Below are 26,341 nucleotides of genomic sequence, written 5' to 3'. Positions count from 1 at the left end.
GGTCAGGTGCGGTATCGCCTTCACATCATTTGCCTCTTTTTCACCCATTCCCTTCAACACTTCAAAGCATAATAGCAGAAAAGGAGTTTTTCAAAAATGACAGATTGCCAGATCAGCGCAACTTTAAGGGAAGAGAAAAAGGTCAAGCCGGAAGCTGCTGCACTGGAATTTGGCAGAAATTTCACTGACCATATGTTTGTGATGGACTATAAGGAAGGGTTCGGCTGGCATGATCCCCGCATCATTCCCTATCAGCCTATCACATTGGATCCGGCAGCCATGATTTTCCATTACGGCCAAAGCGTCTTTGAAGGGCTGAAAGCATACCGGACAAAGGATCAGGATATCCTTTTATTCAGGCCGGAACAAAACCTCCAGAGGCTTAACAGATCCAACAGCAGGCTTTGCATTCCGCCCATCGACGAGGAGCTGGCGCTTGAAGTCCTCAAAAAACTGCTGGTGGTCGAAGAAGAGTGGGTTCCTTCTGCTGAAGGCACTTCCCTTTATATACGGCCGTTTGTCATCTCCACAGAACCATATTTGGGAGTGGCTCCATCTGCAAGCTACCAGTTCATCATCATCCTTTCCCCTGTGGGTGCCTATTATAAGGAAGGGATCAATCCCGTAAAGATTGCTGTAGAACGGGAATTCGTCAGGGCCGTGCCGGGCGGCACCGGCAATGCCAAGACAGGAGGCAATTATGCCGGAAGCCTGAAAGCCCAGCAGGGTGCCGGCAAAGGCGGCTATGCCCAGGTATTATGGCTGGATGGAAAAGAGAAAAAGTATATTGAAGAAGTAGGAAGCATGAATGTGTTTTTCAAAGTGAACGGAGAAATCATCACGCCTTCTTTAAATGGAAGCATACTCGAAGGTGTTACAAGGAATTCAATCATTGCACTGCTTGAAAAATGGGGACACAGGGTTACGGAAAAAAGAATCTCCATCGAGGAGCTGGTGCAGGCTTACAGGAATGGTGAGCTGGAGGAAGCATTTGGCACAGGGACGGCAGCTGTCATTTCCCCGATCGGCGAATTTCTGTGGCAGGATGAAAAACTTGTCATCAACAATGGAGAAACCGGGGCGCTGAGCCGGAAACTGTATGATACATTGACTGGCATCCAGTATGGCAGAGTCGCTGATCCTTTCGGATGGACGGTGAAAGTGGAGAAACCTGCCCCTGCTAAGGTGTGAAATTGAATTTTTGATCCTGCTGCTTGAAAGGCCCGGCATTTGCCGGGCTTTTTTCTGTTGGCTGATTGAAATTAAAGGAGAACAGCTTCCGCTTTTCTTTGTCCAGCTCCAGCGTCTAGAGCCTCGAGTCATAAGACTCACAGGAATTTAGGGCAAAGAACGCCTTTTATTCCTGTGAGTCTTATGCTGTCGGCTCTGACCAAGCCGCTTCCGCTTTTCTTTTACCCAGCTTTTTCCCTCTTATTTCAGTATAATAGAAAGAGACGCTATACTAGTTTCGGAGTGATTTGTTATGAATATTGTATGGTTCAGGAAAGATTTAAGGATACATGACCATCGGCCGCTCGCAGAGGCATGTGCTTCAGCGGAAGAGGTTATCCCTTTATATATAGCAGGGCCGCTTATAAGCCGGAAGGAAGTCTCAAAGCGCCATATCCAGTTTGCTGCCGAAGGGCTGGAGCAGCTTGATGAAAGTCTCAGGGAACTTGGAGGAAGATTATTTGCCGCTCAAGGGACCATCATCGATATTCTTGAAGAGCTACTGAACACACACGGTGAATTCTCCCTGTTCTTTCACAGGGAGTACGATTCGGAAACTGACAGACTGGCCGCAGAGTGGATGGAATCCAAAGGACTGCCATTCTATCCTTTCCATCCTCCCGGCCAGCTGGAGAGACCCAAAAGCAAGGGAGCCTTCAGAAAGCTTTGGCAGGAATCAATGCTCGAGGAACTGACAAGTCCCCCTGCTGCTGTCAGGGTGCCGGATAAGGTGCCGGATTTTCTGAATCTTTCTATCCAAAAGGCACTTAGCATGAAAGTTAAGGGAGATGCTATCCGGTTTGGACAGAACGGCGGAGAAAAAAGGGGAATCGAAACGCTCGAATTTTTCCTCGGGGAGCAGCTCGCCAATTATGAAAAAAATTATCAAAAGCCGCTCGCTTCTTCTTTCTCTTCCAGCAGGCTTTCCCCTTACCTGGCTTTTGGAAATATATCAGTCAGGATGGCCTACCAGGAAGCAGCAAAGAAAGCTGAAGAATGTACTGAAGCCGAGAAGCAGCAGCTCAGCCTTTTTCAATCCAAACTGCTTGAACGGTGCGAAACCCTACAATGGTATGAAAATGAATCACAAGCAGAGGTAATTGAAAACAAACTTGTCCGGACTCATGATGAAAATCACTTTGAAGCCTGGCGGACAGGGCATACAGGTATCCCTTCAATCGATGCCAGTATGCGCTGCCTGCACAAAACCGGATGGCTCAATTACAGCAGCAGAAGAATGCTGGCAAGCTTTGCCTGCAATATACTGTTATTGGATTGGGAGAAGGCTGCAAGGGAGCTCGCCCTTTTGTTCCTTGACCACGAGCCTGCTGTTCATATAAAGCAGATGGGCATACTTGCGGGGGCGTGCGGCTCGAAAACCGTCAAGATCATTGACCCGGTAAAATGGGGAAAAGATCTTGATACTGATGGAAGCTTTATCCGCCGCTATGTACCTGAGCTGAAGGATGTCGATGTGGCATATATACACGAACCTTGGCTTTACCCTGGATTCTTTCAGCTTGGATACCCTGCTCCTATCTGTGATGTACGGAAAGCAATTAAGCAAGCAAAAAGACAGATAGCCTTAAAGAAAGACCAAAAACCTAAAGACATACAGAAAAATAAAACCGCAGCTCAGGGAAGTGAAGAACAGCTTACCTGGGATTTCGATTGAAGCCGGGAACCGGACAGTGGCCAGTGAGAAATCTGAAAATATGCTTTTACCTTTGAAATGTTTTATAATGGGTAAAGGGCAGGATGTTCATCCGCTGAAGCCCCTCGGTTGAAGAAGATGTTCTTCCAGCTGATCCTCCCCGCGAGTGATCAGCTTTTCTATATGATAGCAGAGAAGATAAGCTTAGAATGCAACAGCAGGAAAGGCGGAATAAAATTGTTCCAGGATGTAGGAATTGAGAAACTATTAGAACTGAAGGATAAACGAAAACTTGTGCTGGTGGATGTAAGATCTCCTTCTGAATATAAGGATAGCACGATACCGGGAAGCCTCAATATTCCCTTGTTCAATGATGAAGAGCGGGCTGAAATCGGCACAATTTACAAACAGGTGAGCGTTGAAGCTGCCAAAGAACGCGGCCTGGAAATCGTATCGGCCAAACTTCCGGATTTTATCCGGGAATTCAATGCTGTCGAAGGCGACAAAGCAGTATTCTGCTGGAGAGGCGGAATGCGGAGCAGAACCTCTGCCACTCTCCTTGATTTGATGGGTATACGCACATACCGGCTTGAGGGCGGTGTAAGGGCGCATCGCAGATGGGTCGTCGAAACGCTTGAAAATCTCAAGCTGAAGCCGAAAGCATTCGTTTTGAACGGCTATACCGGCTCAGGAAAAACGGCCATTCTTGAGAAGCTGGCAGAAAAGGACTATAGCGTAATCGACCTAGAGGGCCTTGCAAGGCACCGAGGCTCCATCTTCGGCCATATCGGCCTTCAGCCGAGCAATCAGAAAATGTTCGACGCCAGGCTGCTTAGAAAGGTGCTTGAGGTGCAGGAAGCTCCTTTTGTCTTTTTTGAAGCAGAAAGCAAGAGAGTCGGGAAGGTCGTGCTCCCTGAATCTATCATTGAAAAGAAAGAACAGGGGATCCAGCTGTTCATAGAAATGCCAATGGAAGAGAGGGTGCGCCATATCCTGGAGGATTATAAGCCATGGGATCATCCTGAGGCATGTTTTAATGCTTTCAGCCATATCAAAAACAGGATCCACACACCGATTGCTGCCGAAATAGAACAGAATCTCATTGATGAAGAGTATGGGCCGGCGGTTGCGCTGCTCCTTGAATATTATTATGATCCCCGTTATACGCATACAGCTAAAATGTATCCGGAAGACATGATCGTCACCATTCAAGCCGCAAATATCGAGGATGCTGCCCAAAAGATAGAAGAGTACGTACTTTCACAATCACCGGTTGCGCAATAAATCTTGTATAAATAGGACTGCATGCTGCCATGCAGTCCTATTTATTTTTGCTTATTATGGTAAAATCAACCCAATAAGATGATAAGGTGGGGGTATGATTGGCTTTTCACAAGCTTTTGGGCCTATCCCATACAAACATAGACAGGGAAATTAGAATACGGGAAGCGGCCAGGGCAATCATTATACAAAATGATCTGATCCTTCTTCTGCAGACAATTACAGGGAGCTATAAATTTCCCGGAGGAGGGGTGGAGGAAGGAGAAACCTTCACGGAAGCCTTGGTCAGGGAAGTAGCAGAGGAGACCGGCTATACAAGCTGCAAGGTTAAAGGAAAAGCTGGGGAGGTCGTCGAAAGGCGTATCGACGAATATGATGACCGCTTCATTTTTCAAATGAACTCGCATTTCTATATCTGTGAATTAAATGATTTCTCTTTGGCAGCGCAGCAGTTGGATACATATGAAGCAGAGCTGGGATTCATGCCCAAATGGGTGGCCATTGATGAAGCAATAGAAGAAAATAAGAAAGCCATCGGTAAAATAGTAAATCACACTTGGCTAAAAAGGGAAAATTTTGTACTCGAAGAGCTTAAGATTATGCTAATCAACCGCTAAAAGCAAAAAGCACCCGGAGGTTTATGCTCCGGGCGCTTTACGCTCGCTCTTTCCTGGCTGGAGTGAGGCAAAGCTGTAACCTTTCAGCTTGATTTCCTTTAAAAGCTCAGGCAGGATATCAGCAGTCTGCTTTAGTTCATGCAGGAGGATAATGGCTCCATCTTCCAGATGATCAGTTACATTGCAAATGATTTTCTCCGGGTTTCCTTTAAGCTCCCAATCGAGGGATGCAATGCGCCACATTACAGGAATCAATTCGAGTTCATTGGCCGCCTTAAGGGTAGCTTCATTATACTGGCCAAAAGGCGGACGGAAGAATACCGGCGCCTTTCCGGTAACCTGGCGGATCTTCTCTTTGCTGGTTTCCAGGTCCTTATATTGATCCTCACAGGAAAGAGCAGCCATATTTTTGTGGCGGGATGAATGAGTTCCAATGATATGCCCTTCATCGAGCACTCTTTCCCATGGCCTTTCAGGATACAGAAGCCGTGTCTGCCAGAAAAAAGCGGCTTTTGCATTTTCCTTTGCCAGGCTGTCCAAAATGGAATGCAAGTGCCTGCCAGGTCCATCATCAAAGGTTAAAACAACTGACGGCTTTTCACTGGGCTGTAATTTTGATATCACTTCATTGTCTGCTGAGTCGTACACGACCCTTGTCTCATCAACCACTCAAGGACTTTTTGTCATAAGTATTCTCCTTCCCCGGATCAGACCGGAATAAATTCAGCCCCATAGGTCTGTTTATACAATTCATCTGTGAATTCATCCGGTTTCCCGTCAAAGATGAGGCTGCCATCTTTTAAGGCAAGAATGCGTGTTGCATAGCGCTTTGCGAGGGAAACATCGTGAACATTAATGATGGTCAGAAGGCAATGCTCTCTGTGAAGGGACTGAAGAAGCGAGAAAATCCTCTCTGATGTCCCGGGATCAAGGCTTGCCACAGGTTCATCACCAAGAAACACCTTGGGAGACTGCAGCAGGGCCCTTGCTATGCCGACGCGCTGCTTCTGTCCGCCGCTCAATTGTTCAACTTTCCTTCCGGCAAACTCACTCAGGCCGACATCTTCCATCACACTGCGGGCAAGTCCAATTTCTTTTCTTGAAAAAGCACCTACCAGATTCTTGAAAGTGTTTCTGTAGCCAAACATTCCTGTAAGGACATTTTGCATGACTGTCAGACGGGGGATGAGATTATAATGCTGAAAGATCATGCCCATTTCCCTCCGTACAAGCCGTTCTTCCTCGGCAGATTTGCCGGATACCGGCTTGCCCTGGAAGTATACTTCCCCGGCAGAAGACTTCTGGAGCCCATTCATGCAGCGGATAAGTGTAGACTTCCCGGCACCGCTTTTTCCAAGTACACATATGAATTCGCCTTGGTTCAGTTCAAGGTTTATGTTATGCAGGGCAGGGGAGTCAGCCTTTGGATAACGTACGGTAACATTCTCCAGCTTGATCATAAGCCCAGCCTCCTTTTAAATCACTTTATTTCTGACAAAGCTTCCAAACAAATCGACGATCACTACAATGATCATAATGATCAGCACATCGAGAGAAACGGCCGAATAGTGGAAGGTCTTGAAATCATTGAACAATCTCTGTCCTATTCCGCCTCCGCCGATAAAGCCAAGAATAAGAGAGGTGCGGATTGCTACCTCGAACCGGTAGAAAAACTGGGACAGCACATTCGGCCAGATTTGCGGCAGGATGCTGAACAGGGAGGCAAACCAGCTTTTGGCGCCGACTGCCCGCATGGCTTCCTGGGGTCCGCGCTCTGAAGACTCAATCAGTTCTGATACCAGCTTTCCAAGCACACCTGCATTATGGAACAGAATAGCCAGTACAGCAGGGAAAGGCCCAAGGCCGAGGGCTGTAAGAAGGATCAGCCCAAATACGATCTCCGGCACTGAGCGGACGAAACTGAGGACAAGCCTTGTTACATGATAGACTGCTTTCGATGGGGAAGTGTTCCTTGCGGCCAGGAAACTGAGCGGCAATGCCGCCAATAGACCGAGGAAGCTCCCCAGAAATGCCATCGCCAAAGTTTCCATGCTGTCCTGGAGCATCCGGGGCAGCAGCGAGAAATCCATTGGAAACCACTGCGATAAAAAATCGATCATATTCCGGAAGTCCCGGAATTTCGAAAGATCGAATTCTGTAAGACGGGCACTGGCTATTACAGCCAGTGCCAGCAGAATAACAGTAAAAATACTACGCTTTTTAAACCACACAATGATCAGCTCTATTCGTTTATGATTCCCTGTTTGACAGCTGCTTCCCTGATGCTTTCATACTGTTCATTGGAAGCCTCGGTAAAACCTGTTGCGCCAAACGCATCAAGCACTTCTTTATCATCGATAGCCAGGAATGTTTCCTGTAGCTTTTCTATTGTTTCTTTATCTGTATCTTTATGGACTGCCCAAGGATATTGGAAAAGTTTCTCGGATTCCCAGATTGTCTTGAACTGATCTCCATCGATTTTTCCGGACTCTACAAGCTGGTTATAGATGGCGCTGTCAATCGCACCGGCATCCACTTGCTTGTTTTGGACAGCCAGGGCTGTTGCATCATGGGACCCTGTGAATCTGACTGATTTGAACTTATTTTCATCCTCTGATGTATAAACACCCTGATCCTGCAGTTCGATGGAAGGGATAAGGGAGCCGGAAGTCGAATTGATATCGCCGAAGGCAAAATCAATTTCTCCTGCATCAGCTACAAGGTCTTCCATGTTATTGTACGGGCTGTCTTTATGGGTGATGATATAAGAATGATAGAAAGGCTCTCCATCTATCAGCTGGGTGATGATTGCTTCAGCGCCGCTTTTTTCATGTGCAACCACATATGTAAGCGGTCCAAAATAAGCCATATCGATTTTATCGTAGTTCATCGCTTCGACTACGCCGTTATAATCGGGGTAAACCTCAACATCCACTTTCCGGTCCAGCTCTTTTTCAAGAATCGACTGAAGCTTATCCATAGCCGTTTCCATTGCACCTTCTGTTTGTACCGGTATGACGCCAATCGTAAAAGCTTCTTCATTATTAGTACTGTTTCCTTTTTGTTCTGTGCCTTCTTCCTCTGATCCGCATGCGGCAAGAATCATGATCAGAGTAAAGACAGCTGCAGTCATTAGCCATTTTTTCATCAAAAAAACACCTCTTTAATATAATTGACTGGAATGGGCGGGAGGCAGCAGCGGCCATATCCGCCTCAGAATCTGCCTGACACCCCATACCCTTAAAAAAGGACTCTAATCGAGTCCTTTCACAATACTTTAATCTTTCCAGGAGTTTGGTCTGTTACTTCCCCAATGATAGCAGAAGTGACATTTCTCTCTTCAAGAGCCTGCTGCAGTGCTTCAGCTTCCGCCTCAGGCACTGAGATCAAAAGACCTCCTGATGTGATGGCATCACACAGGATCAGCTGGGTTGTTTCATCAATATCAGGGCTGTACTCAATCCGCCCTGACAGCCATTTGTGGTTTTTCCTAGAACCGCCGGGAATGATATTCTGTTCGGCTAGCTCGCGTGTCCTGGGGAGGACAGGTACACTTCCGCTGTTGATGATAACACCGGCATTGCTGCCTTCAGCAAGCTCGATCGCATGGCCGAGAAGGCCGAAGCCGGTCACATCGGTACAGGCGTTCACCTGGAAGCTTTCCATAGCTTCTGCGGCATCTTTATTAAGTGCAGCCATCACGTTCATGACAAGATCAATATCTTCCTTATCGAGAAGGTCCCGCTTGATCGCTGTCGTAAGGATGCCGACACCGATCGGCTTGGTCAAAATCAAACGGTCGCCAGGCTTAGCGCCGGCATTGGCCCTGATTTTATCCGGATGGACCACACCTGTGACCGAGAGTCCGAATTTAGGCTCCTGATCATCGATCGAGTGTCCGCCGACAAGGGCAGCCCCTGACTCCATGACTTTATCAGATGCTCCTGCCAGGATGTCAGCAAGGATGCTCTTATCTAGGATACTGATAGGGAAGCCGACTATATTCATGACTGTGATCGGTTTTCCGCCCATTGCATAGACATCGCTTAATGAGTTCGCAGCAGCAATCTGGCCGAACATATAAGGATCATCCACAATCGGGGTGAAAAAGTCGAGCGTCTGCACTAATGCAACATCGTCGCTTATTTTATATACTCCTGCATCATCAGAGGTATCAAGCCCGACAAGCAGATTTGGATCAGGTACAGCTTTTGGCAAATGACGCAGAACCTGCGCCAGGTCCTCAGGACCAATTTTGCATCCTCAGCCGCCTTTAGTTGATAGTGAAGTCAATTTGATGATTTCTTCTCTGGACATGATTTCCTCTCCTTTCATTAAACAAGGGCTGTCCCAAACAAGCTGTTCAGGAAGGGGAAAGCACCCTGCTGTAAATCTTCAGCAGACTTTCGGCCTCAGAAACATTAGAGTGGTGTTCTGCTATGTAATTTTTAGCAGCAGCTCCAAGTTTTTTTCTTATCTCGTAATTATTGATCAACCGCTCGGCATAAGCAAGAAATTCGACTTCATTATGGTAAACAAAGCCCGTGATCCCGTCCTTTACAATACTTATATTTCCTTCATTGGCCGAAACTAATACAGGCAATCCGTAGTCCATCGCTTCTATGATGGCTGCCGGCTGTCCCTCGGAAATAGAAGTGTTCAGCAGGGCATCTGCATATTCGTAAAGGCTTCCCATCCTGCTGTGGGAAATCTGGCCCGTATAGCTGACCCAATCTTCCTGTTCCGCCAGCTTTTTCACGTATGATCCTTCTTCTTCTTCTAAGACAGGCCCTGAAATCACTAAACGGATGCGGGGGTATCTGTCATGAAGTTTCTTTAAGGATCTGATTGCGAACGGGATATTTTTGATTTTCCTGATCCCGGCAGGAAGCAGGAAAACAAATGTATCTTCCTCTTTCTTAAAAACAGGCTCCATAGATTCGAAGAGACTTCTTCCCTGTGGAATGACATAGACCTTTGCTGCAGCATCAGGAACTTCACGAATGAGAAGCTGCTTTGCCTGTTCGTTAAAGACCGTAACGGCTTTTGCTTCGCGAAGCGTCCTGATCACAGCCGGCCGCCTTTCGTGTTCAAAAAGATCCTGATTTAGATCCGTGCCAGTCATCGTGATAATATAGCAATCTATCGGGACATCCAGCTTTTCCTTATAAAGAAAAAAGCGGTAGGCGTGAAAACCATGGACGATATCTCCTTCGGGAAGGGGGGAAGCCGGGATTTCAGTCGAAGAAACGATTACCGTATCTGTTCCTAACCTGCGCAGGCCTTCTGAGATCCTTTTTACGGTGATTGTATTTCCACGTTCCTGATGGAAATTGGGAGAAGCCAATATAACCTTCATCCATTCACTCCTTTATGTTCATTCTCAGCTGTGGGAACTATTAACTTTATAATCCGGAAAATCATATTTCAGGCCAGTATAGTCATACCCTCAAAATTATACCGGAATACCTCTTGAAATCAAGAGAACTGCCCTTTTTTTTGAAATTGAGTTGACAGAACAAAAGAAGTTGTGATATTTAACAATTAGCACTCTTTGTCAGAGAGTGCTAATAACACTTCAACTTTTCGGGAGGGAAAAATAAAGATGGTAAAGCAGCAATTCAAAGCAGAGTCTAAAAGACTTCTGGAGATGATGATCCATTCCATTTATTCCAAGAAGGAAGTATTTTTGAGAGAGCTGATCTCAAACAGCAGCGATGCCATTGACAAGCTGTACTACAAAGCGCTGACAGATGATTCGATCAGCTTCAATAAAGAAGACTATTACATAAAAATTACCCCTGACAAAGAATCGCGGACCCTTCGGATCAAAGATACCGGGATCGGGATGACCAGGGAAGAACTTGAAGATAATTTAGGCGTCATCGCCAAGAGCGGCTCATTGAATTTCAAATCCAATACAGAGCTGAAAGACGGCTATGATATCATAGGCCAATTCGGCGTCGGCTTTTATGCGGCCTTCATGGCTGCCGACTCCGTAACTGTCATCAGCAGGGCCCAGGGAAGCACAGAAGCATACAAATGGGAATCAGAGGGGGCTGAAGGCTTCTCTATTGAGCCTGCCGTCAAGGAAGAGACAGGAACAGAGATCATCTTGAAAATAAAGGAAAATACCGAAGAAGAAAACTATGATGAATTTCTTGAAGAATATTCATTAAAGAGCATCATCAAGAAATATTCCGACTTTATCCGCTATCCGATTCTAATGGATGTGTCCGGCAGGCGACCGAAGGAAGGCGAAGATGGTGAGTTTGAAGAATACAGTGAAGAACAGACCATCAACAGCATGGTGCCGATCTGGCGAAAAAATAAAAGCGAGCTCACAGAAGAAGACTACGAAAAGTTTTATGCTGAAAAGCACTTCGGTTTTGATAAGCCGCTGAAATCCATCCATATCAATGTTGACGGTACCATCCGCTATAATGCGGTGCTCTTTATTCCAGAGAAAATTCCGTTCGATTATTATTCTAAAGAATACGAAAAGGGGCTTGAGCTATATTCAAATGGAGTCCTTATCATGAATAAGTGCGGCGAGCTCCTGCCTGATTATTTCAGCTTCGTGAAAGGGATTGTCGACTCAGAAGACCTGTCCCTGAATATCTCGCGCGAAATCCTCCAGCAGGACCGCCAGCTGAAACTGATTGCAAAGAATCTCGGCAAAAAAATTAAAAGCGAATTGCAGTCCATGCTGAAGAACGAGAGGGATAAGTACGAAGCATTCTATGATACTTTTGGCAGACAGCTGAAATACGGAGTGTACAGTGACTTTGGCAGCAATAAGGAGATGCTACAGGATCTGCTGATGTTCCATTCTTCAAAAGAAAACAAGCTAGTCACACTGGATGAATATATTTCTAGAATGCCCGAGGACCAGAAGTATATTTATTATGCTGCCGGGGAATCCATCAGCCGGATTGAAAAGCTCCCGCAGACAGAGCTTGTCGCCGACAAAGGTTACGAAATATTGTACTTTACCGAAGATATCGATGAATTCGCCATCAAGATGCTGTTGAACTACAAAGAGAAGGAATTCAAGTCTGTGTCCAGCTCAGACTTGGGGATAGAAGCTGAGGAAAATGATAAGAGCGAAGAAAAAGCCTTTCAGGAAATGTTCACAAGCATGAAGGATGTGCTGGCAGGCAAGGTAAAGGAAGTCCGTGCTTCCAAGAGGCTGAAAAGCCATCCGGTCTGCCTGGCAGCAGAAGGAGATCTGACAATCGAAATGGAGAAGATCCTCAACAGCATGCCGGACAGCCAAAATGTAAAAGCGGAGAAAATCCTGGAGATCAATCCTAATCACGAAGTATTCGCTTCTCTGCAAAGTGCATTTGATAACGACAAAGAAAAACTTGCTTTATATACCAATCTTTTATACAATCAGGCATTACTCATTGAAGGGTTGCCGATCAGCGATCCTGTCGAGTTTACGAATGATATCTGCAAGGTTATGAAGTAATCTTCAACCTTGCTTTTATGAAAAAACGAACTTCCATATTCCAGGAGAGTTCGTTTTTTTATACTTAAAGTCAGCTCTTGCTTATGGGAAGATGCCTATCCGCACATTCTTTTGATAATATAGGCTGCTGCTTAGTCTCAGTAATCGACCTTTTTGTTTAATAAATAGATGCTAAAATGTAATCTAAGCTGCCAAAGTGTCCATTTTTCCACACAGGAACATTTGTTCCTATTATAAGGATCATTAAATGATATAATGTTTTATACAGGAAAACTCATTAGAAAGGTGATTATAATGTGGAAAAATGTAAACGGAAAATTAGTTCAATTAACAGATGAATCAAGGGTTAAGTTCAGGACAAATATCAGCAAAGCATTGATTGAACGGCTGAATGATCTGGCATATGAACATGATACACATGTGAATTATTTACTGGAAACAGGGCTCAAAAAAGTCCTTGAGCAGAATTTTATAGAATTCAATAAGAAAAATCGGCCTAAAGACAGAATCCAGTATAAAACCACTTATGACAGCGGTCTGATTGAACAGGTTAAAGCATTCGCCAAAAAGCATGATGTATTCATAAATGACGTGATAGAATATAGTGCAGGCTACATAGATATTGATTCAGTAAAAGACAGCGGACATAAACACCGGATAGAGTAGGCAGCTGACGCTGTCTAGTTTTTTAAAACAACGCCCCGAACATAATATATATTATAGGAAGTCATACAAACATATGAATATCTAGTCTCAATAGTTAAGTATACTTAAGATAGTGAGACAGAATAAAAATTTTATATGATTTAGACTGTATTTGAGTTTTTGGGCAATTTGCTGGGATTTTTATATTTTTTATATGAAAATCTTTATTTATGATTTTTGGTTCACTATAAAGGTTATCTATTATTCAATATCCTAATTTCTTTGCTTGTGGCTTCCAGAATACTTACAATCATACATATCAATCTCTATATACTTACAGCAGCCGTTTGTATATCGGTTGTTTATTTTTCCTCATTATTAGTTTCTTTTTGTTTTATAAACTTATTTAGTGGTTCTTTCGCTCAGCATCGCCTCTGCTTTAGAAAAACTCATTTAGTTTACATAATATATTTATATTCCACTTACTACCATGCCTGTCTCAGCTTATGTAAAAAAGCCCCTGTCATTGCCAGGAGCTTGTTCTCTTGTCATTTTTAGGATACCGGCTGCTGTAAGCTATTCAAATACTGCCTTGGTGTTCCATAGTAAATGATCTTGCTGAATTGCTGAAATACGGAATCAAACTGCACGTATATCGGTGAATCCAGGAGCCACGGATAGCTTGAGAAAAAGCTCCTGTCTCCATATATGATCGCTTTCAGCGCTAAATCCATTTCCCGCTGAAAGATCATAAACCGCACCTTTGAAAATTTTTCGTCAAACTCTCCCCCGCTCACATATACTGCTGCCTTAAGTACATATTGCCCCATCTGAGGAAGCCACTCAGCCAGAACTTCATCCCTGAATTTATTATTGACGGTGCTGTAATCATAAACGCAACCAATGCTAAGAAACAGGTCACCGGTCTCATCTGAATGTGTAAGCGTGTATTTCCTGGCATCGACAGGCTTTTGCTCTGTTGCCGGAGCCAGGTACCTGACGCTTAGTTTCTGAGGATTAAATTGACTCATAGCAAGCTGCTCTCCCTTCGGAAAGAAGTTATTCCTGCTATAACATATGAAGTTAGTCATATAAGGGTGACAAAGGCCTATCTCTTTTTATGCCCCCTCCCTGTCTCATACAGCTTGGTTTCAAGCACTTTCCAGCTGCCATTTTCATATATCCATGAAGATTCAGCAAATGCTATCGAATCAGCGTGATATGCCCCGCTGATCTGCTGTACACCCTTTAAGCCGATTTTTCCTTCCCCAAGCATGATGGGGATGAGTGTCCCAAAAGGGTCGACCATCAGTTCAGCCGGTTCATTCAGTTTGCCGTTATGATAGAGTCCCAGGCGTTCATAGTCATCTTTTCTCTCTGCCAAATCAAAAGTATAAGATTGGCCTGTCGCAGGAATGGAAACAGAGGCTTTATAGCCGTCCAGAAATTCACTGTCGATGACTAAAGGTTCCGGAACTGTCAAATTTTCAAGTTTGAAGTCTTTTAAGGTATACAGGTAGTAGTTGGAGAGTCCGCCGCTGCCCCCAGTGGGAACTGTTGCGAATAGATCCTTTACTCCATCATGGTTCAAATCGCTGAACTTTACAGAAGGTTCATATCCACCTTCTAAATCAATCCGGTATGTCTGGCCATTTGAAGCCTCAATGATCACATAGACTTCCTTTAAAAAAGCGGCCCCTTCTTCATATGGAATTCCTTTTATATAAATAGTATCTTTTTCTCCATCCCCGGTTATATCTTCTTTCTTCTTTTCGACCGTTTCTGCCTTGTCAGCCTGTTCAACTGCATAGGCACCTGTTATGGCTGAAACTGACATAAAGAAAAACGCTGCAAATGCGAACAATAGTTCCCTTCTCATAAAAACCGCCCTTTCCGAACAATTTTATTCGTATTATGTCCAGATTTGGGAAATCTATGTACCTGTTCAAAGATAATAGTTTTTTGCTTTTTAACTGAGGTGTTGATCTGCACTCCAGGCACTTCGCTTTCCGCGGGGCGGCGCTGACCTCCTCGCACTTACGCGCTGTGGGGTCTCAGCATTGCCGCTGCTTTCCCGCAGGAGTCTGTGTGCCTTCCATTCCGATCAACAGAGCTATGGGAATTTTTGCTGTCTCTCTTACTAGGTTTTTTATAAAAGATGGTTCAGGCGATAATTTTTCCTCTATACTGCAAAAAGATTCTCCGCCTATAAAAAAATGGCCTCCCTGCTCAGGGAAACCATTTTCCTTAGTTCAGTTTTTTCTTCTTTAGTGCCTGCTCTTTCGTTTCCCAGTATTCTATGTTTTTTAATCCCGGGATGCTGTCAGAATAAAAGACAGGATCTTTTCCTTCCCTGCGCTGAGTTTTGTAGTCCTTCAGTGCAGCAAATGCTATTTTGCCAAGCATGGTGATGGCAATCAGGTTGATGATGGCCATGATCCCCATAAACAGATCGGCAAGTCCCCATACAACTTCAAGATCGACTGCTGCACCAAAAATGACCATTCCGATCACTGCCAGGCGGTAGATGAAGAGAGCCGTCTTGCTTTCTTTAATGAATTCTATATTCGTCTCACCGTAATAATAGTTGCCGATAACAGAGCTGAATGCGAACAAAAGGATCGCGATTGCCACAAAATAGCTTGCCCATGGGCCTATATGAGTTGCCAGGGCTGATTGTGTAAGCTCAATCCCAGTCAGGTTCGTTCCTGCATAATCGCCTGACAAAAGGATGATAAAAGCAGTTGCTGAACAAATCAGGATTGTATCCACGAATACACCAAGAGTCTGGATAAGACCCTGCTTTGCCGGATGTGTAACAGCGGCTGTAGCAGCAGCATTCGGCGCGCTCCCCATACCCGCTTCATTGGAGAAGAGCCCCCGCTTGATCCCCATCATGACGGCAGCGCCCATGGCACCCCCGGCTGCTTCCCTGAAGCCGAATGCACTCTCAATGATCAAACCGAACATAGCCGGTATTTCAGTAACATTCATAATCAGGATAACAATAGCAAGAATCAGGTAGAGAACAGCCATGACAGGCACAAGCACCTGTGATACATGGGCAATCCGCTTGACCCCTCCAAAGATAATGACAGCCGTGAAGATTGCCAGCACTATGCCGATCCACAATCTGCTGATCCCGAAGGACTGATTAAACGCGAGCGAGATGGTATTGGACTGGACAGAGTTGAATACCAGCCCGAAACAGAAGGTAATGATAACCGCAAACAATATCCCCATCCAGCGTTTATTTAAGCCTCTTTCCATATAGTAGGCAGGACCACCGCGGAATCCGTCTTTATCTTTTACTTTATAAATCTGGGCAAGCGTGCTTTCAACAAAGCTGGAAGCCGCTCCAAGGAAGGCGATGAGCCACATCCAGAATACGGCTCCCGGTCCTCCCCCTGCAATGGCTGTAGCGACGCCGGCCATATTGCCTGTGCCAATGCGCGAAGCAGCACTGATGCTGAACGCCTGGAATGAGGAGATCCCCCTCTTGCCTTCAGCAGAAACCATCGACTTATCGCCGAGGATCCTGAACATTTCCTTAAAGTATCTCAGCTGTACAAATTTAGTCTTAAAGCTGAAATACAATCCCAGCAGAATCAATCCTGCTATTAAAATATAAGTCCATACAAAATCATTTACCAGGCCAACATATTCCTGGAACTCGTTCACAAAAGTCTCCATTCGTTTCCCCCTTGGCTGTCTGTCAGCAAATTGTTATCTTGAAATAGTAACTCCCTTAAATTTATCAGAAGTTTCGCTGGCGGACAAGGTGAAAATGCTTTCATGCCCCTGCTGACAGACTAATTTATGTAAACGTAATCTTTATACCCTTATAGTAAAATAGCAAAACAGGTCTTTTCGCTCACTTTTATTTTTCTTCACAGCAAAAAGCCCCTGTCTGTTCAACAGGGGCTTTTCATTAATCAGCCGTTATCTCGGCTGCCTCTTGCCACAGCTTTTTCGCTTTTCCGCTTTCAGATTCGTCGAGGATGAACGATCCGTTTGAATAGCGGTCATTAAAACGCAGGTCAGACGCTGTCACTTGCTCGATAACGCCTTTTTCTGATTCGATAAAAATCTTGTCATGATTTTTTGCCAGCACCATACCGACCACTCTGTGCGGGTTGGCTTTAAGTTCCCGCAGCATAACCAGTCCGCGTTTGGCTCTGGAAGTCCTTTCAAACTCAGCGAGCTTCATCTTTTTGATCGCCCCGCGCTGGGTTGCAATGACAACAGCTTCCTCTTTGACATTGCTGACAAGCTTTCCGCTTACCACATAATCGCCGTCCTTCAGATTGATGCCCTTCACACCGGCAGCACGCGCTCCAACAACACTGACTTCTTCTTCCGGGAACCACAGGGCATATCCCATAGAAGTTGCAAGCATTAGATCCTGCTTGCCATCAGTCAGGAAAACATCTGTTACGATATCGTCATTTTTAAGATTAACGGCCACAAGCGGCTTTGAATATCGCTGTGCTTTGTAATTTTTCAGCTCTGATTTCTTTACCATGCCATTCTTTGTGACAAACATTAAATAAGCATCGGCCTCAAAATCTTTAACCGGAATTGCGCCAATGATAGACTCAGTCCGGTCTATCGGCACTAAATTTGCGACATGCTGCCCGAGATCTTTCCAGCGAATATCCGGAAGTTCATGGACAGGAAGATACATATAGCTTCCTTTGTCCGTAAAGACAAGCAGGACATCTGTTGTGTTCATATCAAGTTTTGACATAAGCCTGTCAGAATCCTTCATGCCGAAATCCTGTCCGTTTGATGCCGCATGGGAACGCTGGCTTGTCCTTTTGACATAGCCTTCGTTTGTAACGGTAACGATCACATCTTCACTGGCAATCAGCACTTCAAGATTGATTTTAATCTCTTCGATTTCGGCTTCGATAACAGAACGGCGCGCGTCCGCAAATCTCTTCTTCACATCTTTAAGATCCTTTTTAATCACGCTCAGAAGCTTTTTCTCGCTCTGAAGGATGCTAAGCAGCTCTGCTACCTTTTGGGCAAGCTCTTCCGCTTCCGCCCTCAGCGCCGTAATATCTGTATTGGTCAATCGGTACAGCTGGAGGGATACAATCGCTTCTGCCTGAGGCTCTGTGAAACCGAACTGGCTGATCAGATTATCCTTTGCATCACGTTTATCCTTTGAAGCGCGGATAGCGGCGATGACTTCATCAAGTATAGACAGTGCCTTCATGAGGCCTTCTACGATATGCTGGCGGTCCTGCGCCTTTTTCAGCTCATACTGAGACCTTCGGGTGACAACTTCCTTCTGATGTCCGATATAGGCATCAAGCATTTCACGCAGCCCGAGCAGCTTTGGATGGCGGTTTGAAATCGCAACCATATTGAAGTTGTATGGAATTTGAAGATCCGTATTTTTATAAAGATAGTTTAAGACACCTGCAGCGTCTGCATCCTTCTTAAGCTCAATCACGATCCTCAGGCCTGTCCGGTCGGTTTCATCCCTGACTTCGCTGATGCCTTCAACTTTCCTGTCCATCTTAAGCTCGTCAATCTTCTTGACCAGATTCGCTTTGTTTACTTCAAACGGAATCTCTGTGATAACGATCTGCTGCCTGCCGCCGCGGATGTCCTCCACCTCAGATTTGCCGCGGATGATGATCTTGCCTTTCCCGGTCTCATAGGCCTTCTTAATCCCTTCGGCCCCCTGGATGGTTCCGCCCGTCGGGAAATCCGGCCCTTTGATAACCTCCATAAGCTCATCTACCGTACAATCCGGCTTGTCCATGCGCAGGATGACGCCGTCTATGATCTCCCCAAGATGATGCGGGGGGATTTCAGTAGCATAACCTGCTGAAATCCCTGTCGATCCATTGACCAGCAGGTTCGGGAACATGGCTGGAAGTACAGTCGGTTCACTGGAAGTATCATCAAAGTTCGGGATGAAGTCGACGGTATGCTTTTCAATATCCCGCAGAAGCTCTGATGATATTGCCGACAGCCTTGCTTCTGTATAACGCATGGCTGCTGGAGGGTCTCCGTCAATGCTTCCATTATTTCCGTGCATTTCAACAAGGAAATTTCTTACCTTCCAGTCCTGGCTCATCCGCACCATTGCATCGTATACGGAAGAATCTCCGTGCGGATGATAATTGCCGATAACATTCCCTACCGTCTTGGCAGATTTCCTGAAGCCCTTTTCATTTGTATTGCCTTCTACATGCATCGCATAAAGAATCCGCCGCTGTACAGGCTTCAGCCCATCCCTGACATCAGGAAGGGCCCTGTCCTGGATAATATATTTGCTGTAACGCCCAAATCGGTCGCCGAGAACATCCTCTAGCGGAAGATCCCTGAATTTTTCAGAAGAACTCATAGATCAGACGCCTCCTCTGCAACCGAGATGTTTTCATTTTCAAGGATGCTCCCATCTTCTTCAAGGCCGAAGGCAACATTTGTTTCAATCCACTTTCTTCTTGGTTCAACCTTATCACCCATCAAGGTCGTAACCCTTCTTTCCGCTCTTGCAGCGTCATCGATCCTGACCCTGATCAGCGTCCTTGATTCCGGATCCATGGTTGTTTCCCACAGCTGGTCAGCATTCATTTCACCAAGACCCTTGTAGCGCTGGATCATATAGCCTTTGCCGATCTTTTTCATGGCACCCTGCAGCTCATCATCGCTCCAGGCGTACTCGATCTTTTCTTTTTTACCAATCCCTTTGCTCACTTTGTACAGAGGAGGCAGGGCAATGAAAACCTTGCCGGCTTCGATGAGAGGCTTCATATACCGATAGAAGAACGTAAGCAGCAGCACCTGGATATGGGCGCCATCCGTATCGGCATCAGTCATGATCACAACCTTCTCATAGTTGACATCCTCCACATTGAAATCCGCTCCTACCCCTGCGCCTATGGCATGGATGATCGTGTTGATTTCCTCATTCTTAAAAATGTCCTGAAGCTTTGCCTTTTCTGTATTGATGACTTTACCCCTCAGCGGCAGGACTGCCTGAAAGCGCCTGTCACGGCCTTGCTTTGCTGAGCCGCCGGCAGAGTCTCCCTCTACAAGGTACAGTTCATTCTTTTGCGGATTGCGTGACTGCGCAGGCGTCAGCTTTCCGGAAAGGACCGCTTCCGAACGCTTCCTTTTCTTGCCGCCCCGCGCTTCTTCCCTTGCCTTCCGCGCCGCTTCTCTTGCCTGGTAGGCTTTGATGGCTTTTTTAATGAGCAGGGAGCTTATATTGGGATTTTCCTCAAGGAAATACGACAGATGCTCACTCACGACTGCATCAACGGCTGAGCGTGCTTCACTGGTGCCCAGCTTCCCTTTTGTCTGTCCTTCAAACTGCAGGAGTTCTTCCGGCACCCTTACGGAAATGATCGCAGAAAAGCCTTCCCGTATATCAGAGCCGTCCAGATTTTTGTCTTTTTCCTTCAGCAGTGCAACCTTGCGTGCGTATTCATTGAAGACCCTTGTCATGGCTGTTTTGCTTCCGGCTTCGTGTGTTCCGCCATCCTTTGTACGGACATTGTTGACGAAGGAGAGAACATTCTCGGAATATCCGTCATTAAATTGGAAGGCAAAGTCAACTTCTATTTGGTTATGCTCTCCTTCGAAGCTGACAACAGGATGCAGAACGTCTTTTTCCTCATTCAGATACTCAACAAAAGCTTCGATGCCTGTTTCGAAATGGAACAGGTCACGGGCATCATGCCTTTCATCAATCAGTTCGATTTTCATGCCTTTCATCAGGAACGCGGACTCCCGAAGGCGTTCGCAAAGCGTCTCGTAGTTATAGACAGTCGTTGAAAAGATCGCCGGATCAGGCTTAAAATGGATCACTGTTCCAGACTGGTTCGTTTTTCCGACCTTCTCGAGCGTAGTTGCGGGCTTGCCGCCATTCTCGAACCGCTGCTCATAAACAAACCCATTTCTCCGGATTTTGACTACGAGCCACTCTGATAGCGCGTTCACGACTGAGGCGCCGACTCCGTGGAGCCCGCCGCTCGTCTTATAGCCTCCCTGGCCGAACTTGCCTCCTGCATGCAGCACAGTCAAAATGATTTCAGGAGTCGGTTTGCCGAGCTTATGCATTCCTGTTGGCATGCCCCGGCCTTTATCCTGCACGCTGATGGAGTTATCTTTATGTATTTTGACGATAATATGGTCTCCATAGCCTGCTAGTGCTTCATCCACTGAGTTATCTACTATTTCATATACGAGATGGTGCAAACCTCTCGCATCGGTGCTTCCAATGTACATACCAGGGCGTTTTCTAACTGCTTCCAGCCCTTCTAGTACTTGTATGGCATCATCATTATAATCAAATGCCTGCTGATTTGTTGCCACAAACATACCCCTTTCATTGCTGCACACAACCGTCTTGCCTTTGTATCTATGTTGTCGAACATCACTATAAGTATTCGCCTTTTCACATGATAATCCTTGTCCACGGCGCAGAAATACCGGTATAAGAACAAGTGTTCTATGTTTAAGTTTACCATATTTTCAAAAGACGTCTATGCTTAATTGTATCTATTTATTTGGTTTTGGCAAATGAGTTCTGAATTTTTTTAGATTAAGAATTAATGACACAGGTGCTGATAAAGAGGAGCCGAATCCTTTTTAAGCCTTCTTTCCCGGCAAATGAAAGCACACTAATAGCAGATGTATTAGTGTGCTTTAGGTTCCATTTCTCGTCATTTTGTCATTGCATGCTCTACTTTGATACAGCGATCCATAATGACTGTATAGCCTTTTTCCTTCAAAAAGTCATAGGCTTCCTGATTAGCAACACCCAGCTGGGCCCAAAAAACATCCGCATCTATTTCATCAAATTCCCTTGCAAGTTCAGGCAGATATTCAGAACGCCTGAAGATATTTACAATATCTATATGCCCCTCTATTTCCTTCAGTGACCCGACAGCCTTTTCACCAAGGATCTCTTCCTCGCCCGGGTTTACCGGGATGATGGTATAGCCTGCATCCTGCATGGCTTTTGATACCATATAAGAGGTCCTGTCCGGATTCCCGCTCAGGCCGACAACAGCAACCCTTTTCGCTTTTTTCAGTATTTTGCCGATTTCTTCCCGGCCCGGATTTTCAATTGACATGATTTCACCACTCCTTATTATTTCATATTATTTTTATATACGCCAGTATTCCTATAACCTGAAGGGATGAGTCTGAAACCTTTCAGTGGCTTTACGGCATAATCCTGCAGGAAATGCATCCTGCTTCATTTCATCATGGATTACCTGCTTTTTATATGTCTGATGTTAAACAAGAGTTTCACCTAAATGAATTGAATCAGCATGGAACACTAACAAAGCCTCTTATAAAACAGAAGGGTGTTTGTTTCTTTAAAATCCATTTTCATGTAGAGCGAAATGGCATTTTCATTTGCACTGTCAACGCATAATTTTATCCTCTCAATCCCGCTTTCCCTCAGCTTCTTGGCCGCCATAAGAATAAGCCTGGCCCCCGTGCCTTTTCTTCTCTCAATAGGGGAAACACCCATAAATTCTATACTCGCAGCCTTCTCTTCTGAGTCCAGTTCTGCATAGAGATAGCCTGACAATCCGTTATTCTTTGTTATGGCAAAGAGAAGATGGCCATCATCGAGTTTTTCGAGCATCTCGCTGCCGGAATAATAGGTAGCTGGAAACAGTGAATCATGAAGATGGGTAAAATCGGCAAAGAACTCCTTTGTTAAAAGAGATGGCTCTTCCCCGCCAACTGTATTTTCAAGGGTAAGCTCCATGAACATCTGAGATGAAGCAAGCTTGAAGCCCTTCTTCTCAGCAAGCGATTTGCATCGTTCATTTTTCCGGCCGATAAAGAGATGCCATTGGTTCAGCCTGTTCCCAAAATATTCTTCCGCTAAGGACAGCAGATATGCAGCAGAGTCATCCCAGCTGCCGGGATCTGCAAATGGTCCCCACAATTCTCCGACTCCTCTTTCCAAATCGGCATCCACTCCGAGGAAACCGGCGATTTTAGTGGAGTCCTCTCTATGAATAAAACAGGCGGAATCTTCATCTTTAGAAAGGTCTGCCAGATCTTCAGCAATATCCGGCGCCTCTGTACCCAAATAGCCAACAAATGAATCCGGCTGCCTGTTCTTTGCCGCCGCGTAATCAGCAAGCTCAAGTATATCCTCTTTCGTTAGCATAGTTTTTAGCATAGAATCAATTCCTTATGTATATTTGCTATAATTTTATCATTATTCAAAAAATAAAGTCCATGATATGAAGAAAAAAATGGCAGGTGCCTGAGAAGCACCCGCCATCATGGCTATCAGCGGCTTTCCGCAGTCTGCCGGCCGTAAACCTTTTTTGTAATCTGATCGGCTGTTATTGCTATAACAGAACCGAATATTAGTCCATTATTTAAAAATGACGTAATCAGCGGCGATACCCCTTCAAATGCCTCAGGCGGCACGAACATAGCGCCTACACCTGCAAGGAGGGAAATGCCCGCCACAAGGCGTATCCGGCCCGTTTCTTTTTCTTTGTCAAGCTCACCGAATGCAATTCCTGCCATATTGGCAAACACCACAAAAGTGACAGAATATCCTACAGGAGCCGGCAGTGAAGCAAAGAAAGACATCAGGGCAGGGAAGAAGCTCGCTGCCGTGATGATTGCCGACCCAATTATGAATGGGAGGAGCTTAGTGATCTTTGTCGTAGCAATGAACCCGGCTGAGCCTGATATCGGCACAGGTCCGATTGCTGAGAAAACACCTCCAAGAAGCTGGTTGACTCCTGACACAAAGCCGGAAGCCTTGAACCGCGGAGTAGGTGTTTTTTCGCCTTCTTTCTTCAGCACCTCGTCTGCTACCCGGATGCTTGCGATCATATTTGTCAGTAAAAGCAGTGTCACAAAGACGGCAGTCACGGTCATTCCTGCATCAAATTTCGGCGGTCCGAAAGCGAACAGTTCCGGCATGGAGATCACCCTGCCTCCTGATATAGACACTTCCTTTGACAGGCCGAAAAGAAAAAACAGCAGCCAGCCGCCAGCAAGGCTGATCAGAATGGAATATTGGCTGACCGCCCTGATCCTGTGTTTGGACAAGTAAAACGCAGCAATGACAAGAGCCAGACAGAAAAAGAATACAGGCATGTCGACGCCATCCTTGCGATAGCCGATTCCGAGCATGCCATTAAAAAAGGAACCGCTGAGCTGAAGGATCAGCAGCAGCAGATAGACTCCCGATACAACCGGTGTAAACAGCAGGGCAAGCCGGTCGATGAGCTTAAAAATGCTTAGGAGGATGAAGACAGCGCCTGAGACAAGCATCGCTCCCTCCAATGCCTGCAGAGTGTCACCTGCTGAAGAGAACAATGAGGCGCTGAGCCCTGCGTATATGGCAAACACACCCCACCAGAGACCAGCAGGCCCTTCATTTATGGGCAGCCTGTGCCCGAAGAAACCCTGAAGGAGGCTTGATATCCCCAGTACAAAAATGGTGCGCTGGACGAGGCCCGCTGCCTCGGCTGGATTCAATCCGAATAGATCGGCAATGGCGATGGGTGCGACAATCGTCCCGGCAACCATGAATGCCATCCACTGCAGCGCTGAAAAACCAACTTTCATGTAAAAGACTCCAATCGTAATGAAATTAAAAAAGAAAATGGCCCTTTTTCGGCCATTTCCTATTATAAAGGATAGAATGCTGTTTTTGGAGACTTCTTACTTTTTGGCAGCCTGGCCCTTACCTGGTGAAAGGGCCACCCATGCTGACTGATCCGCAAAATATCTGGACCAGCTGCCGACACCGGCCAGTCCATGACGATCCGCTATCTCTGCTCTTTTCCTCAAGGACATTTCATCCTCCAGCCAGATTTTATAGGTTGCCTTATCTTTCTCAGAATAATATTCTGCATAGTTTTGCCCGGATGCCTTATCATAAGCCGGCACGGCTCCTGTTTCATTGAGCCACTCTTTCACTTCCTTCATGGACAGCGCCTTTGAGGAAATCCCGCCTTCATCCTTTTCCTCCCATAGCCTGGCATACAGGGGAACGCCCAGTATAAGCTTTTCTTCAGGCACCACTTCAAGCAGTGCCTGAAGATTGCTTTCCACCCAGGGAAGGCTTGCAACACTTCCGGCAACGGGCGAAGTAGCCCAGTGTTCATCGTATGCCATTACTGCTAAATAATCGACCATTCCGGCAAGCTTATCTCTTTCATAAAACGCCGACCAATTCCCGCTTGAAATGAATGTAATATCCATTGAAACCGTCAGTCCTGCCTGATGAAAATACGGTGTCGCTTCCCGTACAAACTGAGTCACAAGCGGCCCATCCTCCTGATTCACATTCTCAATGTCGAGATTGATGCCATCCAGCTTATAAATCTGGCTGTAATGCAGGAGGGAGCGGATAATCTTTTGCCTTGTTTCAAAATCTTTAAATGTCTGATGCGTCAATTCCGGGTCGAATGCATTGGAAAACAGGCCCCATACCTGATAACCCCTTCCATGCGCCCATTTTACATAATCAGCCGAACCGAGGTTTTTTACTGAGCCATCCTCACCTGCAAGCTCAAACCATGTAGGGGAGACGACATTAACGCCCGGCATCGATGGGATTGCAGCATGATCCGGATTTTGCGAATAAACAGCTTCCCATGTCAGATGGATCGGGCCATCGATCTTCTTCAATTCAGGCTTGTATCCTTCTACTTTGGCGGACACTTCTATTTGATCTCCTTTAATGACATACTCTTTTTTTATATATCCAGCAGTTCCGTCACTCTTTCTTGTAAAATAGTATTCTCCTTTTTCTTCTTCGATATACAGTTCCTCATTCGCTTCGGCATCAGCTGTATAAGGTGACTGGAGATCAGGATCAGTCCTTAACCGCAGCCTTTCCTTGCTGATGTCCTGATCACGGATGATTGCCTTCTGCACCGTCTCGCCGTCCTTTTGGATCCATATTGCCCCTGTGCCTTCAAGCACTGTATAAGCGAGAGGATAATAACGCCTGATTTCATCGAGCGAAATAAAGAGGACGCCTGACTGATTCCTTGCGGCAGGCAGCTGCAGTTCGACAGGCTTGCTGTTCACATAATATGACAAAGCATCCGTCGGCATTTGGACGACTTTATTTTTGGTAGTCAGAATAATAGATTGAGAACTCTCATCAAACACGATGGAATCATCCAGCTTTTCCTGGAGCAAAGACAGCGGCAGATAGATATTTCCGTTATCAGTCCAGGCATTTCCTTCCTGCCTTCCTTCAAAGATGATCGGGTTCTCTCCTGAGAAATACTCTTCTTTAACGGGTGATGCAAAGGGGTAGAGCCAAAACAGGATGCCGGAAATAACAGCCAGCAGCACGAGAACAACTCCTGCAGCGAGGCCCCTTTTCTTTGCAGGCTTTTGATTTAATTGTATATTGGCCATAAAATAATTCCTCCCGGATACTATCGTAAC

At 45.7% G+C, this 26,341-nt stretch carries 21 protein-coding genes; 6 read left to right on the top strand and 15 right to left on the bottom strand.

Annotated elements, in window-relative coordinates; translation table 11 throughout:
- Positions 1-96 precede the first annotated feature (96 nt).
- The 4 genes from LCM00_RS00915 (at position 97) to LCM00_RS00900 (ending at position 4,782) form a co-directional block, all read left to right on the top strand.
- Positions 97-1,191, top strand: coding sequence for a branched-chain amino acid aminotransferase (locus LCM00_RS00915; RefSeq protein ID WP_224896970.1), 1,095 nt, complete (start codon positions 97-99; stop codon positions 1,189-1,191).
- A gap of 292 nt (positions 1,192-1,483) precedes the next feature.
- Entirely contained in the window at positions 1,484-2,905 is a 1,422-nt protein-coding gene (locus tag LCM00_RS00910; protein WP_224896967.1) for an FAD-binding domain-containing protein, read from the top strand.
- Between the two features lie 216 nt (positions 2,906-3,121).
- Complete coding sequence (gene mnmH, locus LCM00_RS00905; protein WP_224898114.1) at positions 3,122-4,168, top strand: tRNA 2-selenouridine(34) synthase MnmH; 1,047 nt, start codon at positions 3,122-3,124, stop codon at positions 4,166-4,168.
- Between the two features lie 98 nt (positions 4,169-4,266).
- Positions 4,267-4,782: an NUDIX hydrolase gene (locus LCM00_RS00900; protein WP_224896964.1), complete on the top strand. Its 516-nt coding sequence runs from the start codon at positions 4,267-4,269 to the stop codon at positions 4,780-4,782.
- A 21-nt stretch (positions 4,783-4,803) separates the two neighbouring features.
- Here the strand turns inward: LCM00_RS00900 and LCM00_RS00895 are convergent, their stop codons facing one another.
- The 6 genes from LCM00_RS00895 to LCM00_RS00870 form a co-directional block, all read right to left on the bottom strand.
- A complete protein-coding gene (locus LCM00_RS00895; RefSeq protein ID WP_224896962.1) occupies positions 4,804-5,451 on the bottom strand; it encodes a polysaccharide deacetylase family protein in 648 nt (215 codons plus the stop codon).
- Positions 5,452-5,489: 38 nt separating this feature from the next.
- Complete coding sequence (gene phnC / locus LCM00_RS00890; RefSeq protein ID WP_224896959.1) at positions 5,490-6,242, bottom strand: phosphonate ABC transporter ATP-binding protein; 753 nt, start codon at positions 6,240-6,242, stop codon at positions 5,490-5,492.
- Positions 6,243-6,257: 15 nt separating this feature from the next.
- The gene (phnE, locus tag LCM00_RS00885) at positions 6,258-7,013 is read right to left on the bottom strand and encodes a phosphonate ABC transporter, permease protein PhnE (protein WP_224896957.1); all 756 of its coding nucleotides are present in this window, start codon (positions 7,011-7,013) and stop codon (positions 6,258-6,260) included.
- A gap of 11 nt (positions 7,014-7,024) precedes the next feature.
- Positions 7,025-7,930, bottom strand: a complete 906-nt coding sequence (gene phnD / locus LCM00_RS00880; protein WP_224896955.1) for a phosphate/phosphite/phosphonate ABC transporter substrate-binding protein — start codon at positions 7,928-7,930, stop codon at positions 7,025-7,027.
- A 119-nt stretch (positions 7,931-8,049) separates the two neighbouring features.
- Positions 8,050-9,099: a selenide, water dikinase SelD gene (selD, locus tag LCM00_RS00875; protein WP_224896953.1), complete on the bottom strand. Its 1,050-nt coding sequence runs from the start codon at positions 9,097-9,099 to the stop codon at positions 8,050-8,052.
- A 46-nt stretch (positions 9,100-9,145) separates the two neighbouring features.
- Positions 9,146-10,141, bottom strand: a complete 996-nt coding sequence (locus LCM00_RS00870) for a glycosyltransferase family 4 protein (protein ID WP_224896951.1) — start codon at positions 10,139-10,141, stop codon at positions 9,146-9,148.
- A gap of 246 nt (positions 10,142-10,387) precedes the next feature.
- On the opposite strand from LCM00_RS00870, the gene htpG reads away from it, so the two are divergent.
- Positions 10,388-12,259 (top strand): molecular chaperone HtpG, encoded by a 1,872-nt coding sequence (gene htpG / locus LCM00_RS00865; protein ID WP_224896949.1) that lies wholly within the window; start codon positions 10,388-10,390, stop codon positions 12,257-12,259.
- Between the two features lie 294 nt (positions 12,260-12,553).
- Complete coding sequence (locus tag LCM00_RS00860; protein WP_224896947.1) at positions 12,554-12,925, top strand: rRNA methyltransferase; 372 nt, start codon at positions 12,554-12,556, stop codon at positions 12,923-12,925.
- 533 nt (positions 12,926-13,458) lie between these two features.
- Here the strand turns inward: LCM00_RS00860 and LCM00_RS00855 are convergent.
- The 9 genes from LCM00_RS00855 to LCM00_RS00815 all read right to left on the bottom strand — a co-directional run bounded on the left by LCM00_RS00855 (position 13,459) and on the right by LCM00_RS00815 (position 26,311).
- Positions 13,459-13,935 carry a staygreen family protein gene (locus LCM00_RS00855; protein WP_224896945.1) on the bottom strand — a complete coding sequence of 159 codons (477 nt, stop codon included), beginning with the start codon at positions 13,933-13,935 and terminating at the stop codon, positions 13,459-13,461.
- Positions 13,936-14,012: 77 nt separating this feature from the next.
- The gene (locus LCM00_RS00850; RefSeq protein WP_224896943.1) at positions 14,013-14,783 is read right to left on the bottom strand and encodes a hypothetical protein; all 771 of its coding nucleotides are present in this window, start codon (positions 14,781-14,783) and stop codon (positions 14,013-14,015) included.
- Between the two features lie 368 nt (positions 14,784-15,151).
- A complete protein-coding gene (locus LCM00_RS00845) occupies positions 15,152-16,597 on the bottom strand; it encodes an alanine/glycine:cation symporter family protein (RefSeq protein WP_224896941.1) in 1,446 nt (481 codons plus the stop codon).
- Positions 16,598-16,835: 238 nt separating this feature from the next.
- Positions 16,836-19,271, bottom strand: coding sequence for a DNA topoisomerase IV subunit A (parC, locus tag LCM00_RS00840; RefSeq protein WP_224896939.1), 2,436 nt, complete (start codon positions 19,269-19,271; stop codon positions 16,836-16,838).
- Complete coding sequence (gene parE / locus LCM00_RS00835; protein ID WP_311224397.1) at positions 19,268-21,247, bottom strand: DNA topoisomerase IV subunit B; 1,980 nt, start codon at positions 21,245-21,247, stop codon at positions 19,268-19,270. The genes parC and parE overlap by 4 nt, the downstream gene beginning before the upstream one ends.
- Before the next feature lie 350 nt (positions 21,248-21,597).
- A complete protein-coding gene (locus tag LCM00_RS00830; protein WP_224896935.1) occupies positions 21,598-22,011 on the bottom strand; it encodes a CoA-binding protein in 414 nt (137 codons plus the stop codon).
- Between the two features lie 209 nt (positions 22,012-22,220).
- Positions 22,221-23,072 carry a GNAT family N-acetyltransferase gene (locus LCM00_RS00825; protein ID WP_224896932.1) on the bottom strand — a complete coding sequence of 284 codons (852 nt, stop codon included), beginning with the start codon at positions 23,070-23,072 and terminating at the stop codon, positions 22,221-22,223.
- A gap of 125 nt (positions 23,073-23,197) precedes the next feature.
- A complete protein-coding gene (locus LCM00_RS00820; protein WP_224896930.1) occupies positions 23,198-24,499 on the bottom strand; it encodes a purine/pyrimidine permease in 1,302 nt (433 codons plus the stop codon).
- A gap of 96 nt (positions 24,500-24,595) precedes the next feature.
- Positions 24,596-26,311, bottom strand: a complete 1,716-nt coding sequence (locus LCM00_RS00815) for a glycosyl hydrolase family 18 protein (RefSeq protein WP_224896928.1) — start codon at positions 26,309-26,311, stop codon at positions 24,596-24,598.
- Positions 26,312-26,341: the final 30 nt, after the last annotated feature.

The sequence above is a fragment of the Bacillus infantis genome (assembly GCF_020171945.1).
Taxonomy (GTDB): domain Bacteria; phylum Bacillota; class Bacilli; order Bacillales; family Cytobacillaceae; genus Bacillus_AB; species Bacillus_AB infantis_A.
Note: the sequence above shows the minus strand (reverse complement) of the source record. Positions and strands in the feature narration are given on the sequence as shown.